A 6,308-nucleotide genomic window follows, 5' to 3' on the forward strand; every position below is an offset into this window, starting at 1 on the left:
CCCATGTTTGATTTACATACATTTGTGTACGGGGTATTCCCTTACATCGCCACTATCGTATTCCTGCTGGGAAGCTGGATACGTTTTGACCATGAGCAATACACCTGGAAAAGTGACTCCAGCCAGTTGTTGTCCAAACAGAATATGCGCTTGATGAGCAATTTGTTCCACGTCGGGATTCTGGGCATTTTCCTCGGTCACGTCGCGGGGATGGTAATGCCGCACGGCTTGTGGGTGGGGTTGGGCATCTCTGACCTTGCACACCAGTGGATTGCGATTCTCGCTGGTTTGGCGTTTGGCGGTGCAGTGGTCACTGGTGGGGCAATGCTGTGGCATCGGCGGATGTTTAACCCGCGTGTCCGCGCTGCCAGCCGCTGGATGGACATCAATATCCTTGGCTGGTTGGTGATTACCGCTTGCTTTGGTTTGCTGACCATTCCCTTGTCCATTGGTCATGCGGTGGAAGGCGATGTCAGTACCATGTTGCTGCTGGGGGAATGGATTCGCAGCATCCTGATTTTGCAACCTGAGCCGGAACTGATCCGCAATGTGGATACGGTTTACAAGGTTCATGTGTTCTTCGGGATGTCCGTGTTCTTATTCTTCCCGTTCACCCGTTTGGTTCACGTATGGAGTGCCCCTATCCCATACCTGTTTCGTGCTTATCAGGTGGTGCGTACCAAACGTCGCCTGTGATTTTCAAAAAGAAAAGTTTGGTTAGACCCTCCGAAACTGACTGGATGTAAGCCGCTAGTCAGGGGTTGCGGGCGGTAGCAATACCGCCCGTTTTTAATAGCAAGAGGTGAAAGTGATGGGCAAAGGATTGATTGACTTCGATGACCGGGAGGCAATAGCCTCATGTTGCAAACCGTATGCGTTCCATCGCCTGTAGCTGACGGCGCACGTTATCCGCGATACCGTAATGCTGTTCCCAACAGCCTAACCACTGCGCCACGCTGAGATTTTCCGCCCACCCGTGGGCAGTCGCACAGTCACGCATGGCGTTGCGTACCTGTTGCGGGGAATCCAGTGCTTGTAATGCTTGCAACAGACGCTGTTTGCTGCGCCATTGCCGCCAGTGCTTTCCCACCAGCTTTACGCCAAACCACACACCAGCCAACACCGCCAGCAGGCTAAACACACCCATGACACCACGCCCAATCCAACCCAATACCCACGGGCGTGGCGGCGTGTATTGCACCTGTTCCAGACGAGCGGTGTCAGGATCAAACCAATGCCATTGCAAGGTGGGCAAATCCAGCCGTCCGTTGCTGTGCGGCTTGAAGGGAATGTGATAATCGAGTCGGTATTGCCCGTTGTCATCAGCAGGTTTGGCGACTTTCGCCGGGAATAATTCCACCCCGCTGCTGCGCATCTGTTTGAGGATTGGTGGGAATTGCGCCGTGTTCACCGTATCGCTGTGCAAACGGATGTGCCAATACGCCAAATGCCCCGGTTGCAACACGCCGTTGGGTTCGATGTGGGAGTCGATTTGCACATTGCCGACGGGGAGGGTCGGCGGCAAATATGGCGGCAAGGCTTGCACCTCCAGCGTTTGTGGCGGCGGTTGCCATTGCGCGGCATCGCGCCCGTTGAGGTGGTAGCGGATAAGGGGAAGCTGAAGGGTTTGCTTGCCGGGTGTATGTGCGCTCAGTTGCCAAGTCAGGCGCAAGATACGCTTGCCGTCAACACTTGCCTCGTTGGTGGCTGGCAGGGCTTGCACATCTACCCCTTCAATACGCGGCAAACTGGCTTCGAGGGTGGCGAAACGGTCGGTGGATTGCACTTCTACGGTCAAGGTGGTGCGTTCGCGTTGCCAAACTTGCGCGTCTTCGAGCTGGATTGTCCACGGCAAATCGGCTACCACGGCAACACTCCCGGTAATGCGTTGGGTTGGGTTTGGGGCGCGGGATAGCCTTCTTCGACTTCAAACAGACGTTTCCATAAAGCAGCGGGATCATCGTCAAGTTGTTGCAGGGCAATGCGGGCATCATCGAGCGATTGTTGGCTTTTACGCCATGTTTGCGGGTCGTTTGCGCCCGTCTCTGCCAGTCTTGCCATACCTTTTTCGACCAGTTGATTGAATTCTGAGGGTAAAGCGGGCGGTGGGGCGTTTGCAGGTGCATCTTTGCCTTCGCCTAGGGTGAGGGTGCTGGCTTGATCCCAGTCGAGCGCGTTGGTGTTGCGTTCGCGGCGTGCGCCGGTGCTGGCGTTGTCGGCGGTGGCGCGATTGGCAGCTTCGCGGCGGCGTTCGAGTTCGGTTTGGACTTCGGTAGCAAGGTCGAGGTTTTGTTGGGTAGCAGGGTGTGCAGGGCGATAAGTGAGGGCGTCGCGGAACACTTGTGCGGCGGCAGCGTAATCGCCTTGCTGGAAATAGCTGTTGCCGAGGTTGTGCAGAGCGCGGGCGCGTTCGGTGTCGGAGGTGGCAGCGAAGACGGCGGCGGAGAAGTGTTGGGTGGCGGTGTCATAGTGTTCGGCTCGGTAGGCGGCAATGCCGTTGGTTAAATCAACTTCGTCAGCATACGAATACATCGGCAACAGCAATGCCATAAGCAGTAACTTAGTTTTCATCATGCCGCCTCCACACTGCCAACCACAAACACGCCATCCCCAGCAACAACACCCACACGTACAACTCCCGCCACTGTTGCGCATCGGCGGCGGTGGCAGGAAAGGCTTGTGCAATACCGTTGGTATACAATGTTTCCCAATCGCTGGCATCGTCTTTCACCGCGCTGTACGCCCCGTCCGCTTGCGCCGTCAGGCTTTGCAGCAGGGTGCTATCCAGCCGCGAACGCACTGCTTGCCCGTCATGTTCCAGCCACAGACCACCGGGGAGCGGGATGGCTTCGCCGTCTTCCGTGCCAATCCCAAGGCTGTAGAGTGGAATGCCCGCTGCTTGCAGGGCTTGCACACGGGTTTGCAAGGCGGCGTGCTGGTCGGTGGGAATATCGCCATCGGTTATCCACAGCAGCGCGGCGGGCAAGGCTTGTTCCCGCGCCGCGAGTTCTTGCTGGGCGAAACCAAGCGCGGCGGCGTGGTCAGTGCCGTGTGTCGGCAACACCAGCGATTCTAGATGTTGCAGGTAAAAGCGCACGGCGTTGGCATCGTTGGTCAGCGGTGCGAACAGGTGCGGGCGTGCGCCATACACCACAATGCCGACGCGGCTGCCGTGGGCGAGGCTGAGGAATTCGTGCAACTCCAGCGCGGCACGTTGCAGGCGGTTGGGGGCAAGGTCGGTGGCTTGCATCGAGCGCGAAATGTCCAGCACCACCAGTACGTCAAATTGGGCAGGGTGCAGGTCATCGGGCTGGGTTTGCGGGATGCGCGGCCCGGCAAGGCTGATGGCGAACAGTACCCATGCAATCGCCCACAGCGTTTGCGGTGACAGCCATTTGCGCCAACCGCGTTGGCTGGTGGTCACTTGCACCCACGGCAATAGGTGCGGGTCGGCGTAGGTTTGCGCTTGGCGACGCTGCTGGAAATACCCCCATACGGCAAGAAGTAACGGGAACAGTGCCAGCAACAACCACAGGGGTTCACGCCAGTGTAGGGTTTGCCACAGGTTCATGCGTTTGCCCGCCGTTGCCATAGTTGCCACAGCAGCAGCGGCAATAAGCCTGCGATGAGTAGCCAGTGGTACAGCGGTTGCTGTTGGTAGCGCGGGGTTTGTTCCGCTGCGTTTTGGTGCTGGCGGGTAATGTCGACAAGGGCTTGTTCGACGGCCTGCGCATCACCGGCTTGGTAGGTTTTCGCGCCCGTGCGTTGCGAGAGGGTTTGTAGCAGGGCAAGGTTGACGGGTTGGTAGGCTAAACCGCCGGTATCGCCTTCCATCGTGGCGGCCGTTGAACCGATAGCGATGGTATACAGCGGAATCTTGCTTTCAGCGGCGAGGGCGGCGGCAGCTTCGGGGTCAACGCGCCCGATGGATTCGTCGGCATCGGTGAACAGCACGAAAATGGGTTTGCGTTGCGGCTGTTTGCCTGCTTCCTTGAGCGCGAGGGTAATGGCATCGCCGACGGCACTGACGCGCCCTGCCAACGTTGGGGTGAGGCGTTGCAGTTGGCGTTGCACCAGTGTCGGGTCGCGGGTCAGCGGCACGAGTAGGTAGGGGTTCTCGGCGAACACGATCATGCCGAGACGTTCGCCTTGCAAACGGTTGGCGAAATCGTGCAGCAGGGTTTTGAGGACTTCCATGCGGCTGCGTTTTTGTCCATCGAGTTCGTAGTCGGTGAGGGTCATGCTGATGGATACGTCAACCAGCAGCAGGATGTCGCGTTCGGGCGGCAGGTCGGGGAGTTTTGCGCCGCGTTGCACGGGTTGGGCGATGGCGAGGGTTAGACAGAGCCACAGCCATGCGAAGATGGCGTGTTGCAGGTGGCGTTGCCATTGGGGTTCGGGAGTTGTGGGTAGCAAGTGGGCTAGAGGATGAAGAAAGCCCCCCTTCCCCGACCCGTCCCAGCCGCTCAATCGCGGCGCTTCGCCCCCCGCAAGGGGGGCAGGGAGGAAGAGCAAAGGGATTGCTGCTAGTAGTGGGATTATTGCCAGATACGGGGTAAGCCAGTCGATGTTCATCGGGCTTGCTCCAGCAGGGTGCAGGCTTCGCGTTTGAGGGTGGCGAAGGTTTCCGGGGTGCAGGGTGTGGGAGCGAAGCGGGCGTGGTCGAGTTGAGAACGAAACCCCTCCACAGCCCTCCCCTTATCAGGGGAGGTAGCAAGAGCTTCACGCATTATCGCAGCCAGTTGTGGCAGATTGGCAGGATCATCCGGTAGCCTTGCCAGCTTGTGCAAAGCCCTCACAACGGGATGTTGACGTTTGCGCCAATACCCAAACAAGCCTGCCAACAACAAAATGACCACGACTGCTGCCAGCCACCATAGGATGACCGGTAACGGTTCTGGTGGTAGTTCGAGGTCGTGCAATACGGTATTCATGTCCCCATCCCGTGTGGCAATGGTACTGCCAATTCGGGTGCATCCACGTCCGCGAGGAGTTGGGTGTAATGGCAACCCCAGCCGCGTAACCGTTGCGCTTGCCCCTCATGCAACGCCGCTGCTTGCTGGCGAAACTGTTCACGCAAGATGGGATCAGCCAGATTAACGCGGTGGGTAACACCGTCCAGCCCTTGCAGGTTCAAACGTCCGGCGGTGGGCAATTCGCATTCGGCACTGTCCAGCACTTGCACCGTGAACAGCGGGTGATGCTGGCGAAATTGCAGGATATGCGCCTCACAAGCTGTGTCCAGATCGGCAAAATCACTCAGCAAATAGACGTGTGTGCCGCGCACCAGTTGCGCATTGATGAGTGGCAATATATTTGCCAAGGTGGGTTCAGCCGTCGGCGGTAACGGTGGGCAAGTTGCTGCGCACTGGCGCACAAATTCCCACACGGCATGGGTATCGGTGGACGCAGGAAACCAGTGCGGTTGCGCTTCCAAAATCACACCGGAGACTGCCCAGCCTTGTTGGCTGGCGGCGAAAGCGGCAAGGGCAGCAACACGGGCGGCTTGCGCAGCTTTGAGGCATACCCGTGTGCCGAAGCGCATGGCTTTGCGCCGATCCAGCAGGATGAAAACGGCGGGGCGGCGTTCTTCGTGGAACTGTTTGACGTGCGCTTTGCCCGTGCGGGCGGTGACGCTCCAGTGCATGAAGCGCGGTTCGTCGCCGGGTTGGTAGGGGCGGCTTTCGGCGTAATCCAGCCCAGCACCACGATAGCGTGAGGCTACGTCACCGGCTTGGCGTTGTTCCTGCAGGTTTTGCAGGGAAGTGTCAGCGGCGGCACTGCGGGCGCGTTGGTATAACGCCTGTAATTCGGTTTCGGTGAGGAAAGGGAAACTGGTCATTTAGCCAAAGCTTCCAGTTCAACTTTAAACTCATTGAAACTGAGGGATGCATTCTTGGCAACGTCCATATAAGGTGTAATCTTTTCCGCCCAAGTGGACTTTTCTGCTCCGGCGGCTTGCCAACCTTTGGCGACCAAGGCACGTGACCCACCTGGATAAACTGCATTGGCGAGGGTTTCCCATGTACCGCAGATGGAATCATTTTCGTAACTATTCAGAACAGCATCCACTGCCTTGGGGTACGCCATTTTGATAGCCGGAATGTCGCCTAAAAACCACGCCTCCCCTTCTTCGATAGCAAGACAAAACCGGGTAACAGGTTTAGGGTCGCAAGCATTCAGAATACCATTCAACTGCCCTACAAACGTTGACAGGTCATTGTTATCCAGGTCACATACCAAAATCACGACACAGGGAAAACTATCACCATAGCCTGCAAACGTTTTGGCTCTTTGGGATTTCCCGT

7 protein-coding genes and 1 pseudogene are annotated in these 6,308 nt (G+C 57.8%); 1 reads left to right on the top strand and 7 read right to left on the bottom strand.

Translation table 11 applies throughout. The features are described 5' to 3' along the window. The first annotated feature begins 3 nt into the window (after nt 1-3). Nucleotides 4-696: a respiratory nitrate reductase subunit gamma gene (narI, locus tag B2U47_RS01250; RefSeq protein ID WP_296681379.1), complete on the top strand. Its 693-nt coding sequence runs from the start codon at nt 4-6 to the stop codon at nt 694-696. Nucleotides 697-856: 160 nt separating this feature from the next. Here the strand turns inward: narI and B2U47_RS01255 are convergent, their stop codons facing one another. From B2U47_RS01255 to B2U47_RS01285, 7 genes and pseudogenes are all read right to left on the bottom strand, one after another. Then, nucleotides 857-1,867 carry a hypothetical protein gene (locus tag B2U47_RS01255; protein WP_296681380.1) on the bottom strand — a complete coding sequence of 337 codons (1,011 nt, stop codon included), beginning with the start codon at nt 1,865-1,867 and terminating at the stop codon, nt 857-859. Further along, complete coding sequence (locus B2U47_RS01260) at nt 1,861-2,574, bottom strand: tetratricopeptide repeat protein (protein WP_296681382.1); 714 nt, start codon at nt 2,572-2,574, stop codon at nt 1,861-1,863. Before B2U47_RS01260 ends, B2U47_RS01255 begins: the two co-directional genes overlap by 7 nt. Then, a complete protein-coding gene (locus B2U47_RS01265) occupies nt 2,561-3,592 on the bottom strand; it encodes a vWA domain-containing protein (protein WP_296688206.1) in 1,032 nt (343 codons plus the stop codon). The genes B2U47_RS01260 and B2U47_RS01265 overlap by 14 nt, the downstream gene beginning before the upstream one ends. Beyond that, a complete protein-coding gene (locus tag B2U47_RS01270; protein WP_296681385.1) occupies nt 3,568-4,416 on the bottom strand; it encodes a VWA domain-containing protein in 849 nt (282 codons plus the stop codon). Before B2U47_RS01270 ends, B2U47_RS01265 begins: the two co-directional genes overlap by 25 nt. 155 nt (nt 4,417-4,571) lie before the next feature. Next, nucleotides 4,572-4,934, bottom strand: coding sequence for a DUF4381 family protein (locus tag B2U47_RS01275; RefSeq protein ID WP_296681386.1), 363 nt, complete (start codon nt 4,932-4,934; stop codon nt 4,572-4,574). Beyond that, the gene (locus tag B2U47_RS01280; RefSeq protein WP_296681388.1) at nt 4,931-5,842 is read right to left on the bottom strand and encodes a DUF58 domain-containing protein; all 912 of its coding nucleotides are present in this window, start codon (nt 5,840-5,842) and stop codon (nt 4,931-4,933) included. The genes B2U47_RS01275 and B2U47_RS01280 overlap by 4 nt, the downstream gene beginning before the upstream one ends. Further along, nucleotides 5,839-6,308 (bottom strand): annotated as a pseudogene (locus B2U47_RS01285) (hypothetical protein); the annotation flags it as partial. The pseudogene B2U47_RS01285 and the gene B2U47_RS01280, both read right to left, overlap by 4 nt.

The sequence above is a fragment of the Thiothrix sp. UBA5583 genome (genome assembly GCA_002425225.1).
GTDB classification, from domain to species: Bacteria; Pseudomonadota; Gammaproteobacteria; order Thiotrichales; family Thiotrichaceae; genus Thiothrix; species Thiothrix moscowensis.

Coding starts and splice junctions, on each gene's coding strand:
- B2U47_RS01275 (WP_296681386.1), bottom strand. CDS start 4,934: ATGAATACCGTATTGCACGACCTCGAACTACCACCAGAACCGTTACCG.
- B2U47_RS01260 (WP_296681382.1), bottom strand. CDS start 2,574: ATGATGAAAACTAAGTTACTGCTTATGGCATTGCTGTTGCCGATGTAT.
- narI (WP_296681379.1), top strand. CDS start 4: ATGTTTGATTTACATACATTTGTGTACGGGGTATTCCCTTACATCGCC.
- B2U47_RS01280 (WP_296681388.1), bottom strand. CDS start 5,842: ATGACCAGTTTCCCTTTCCTCACCGAAACCGAATTACAGGCGTTATAC.
- B2U47_RS01265 (WP_296688206.1), bottom strand. CDS start 3,592: ATGGCAACGGCGGGCAAACGCATGAACCTGTGGCAAACCCTACACTGG.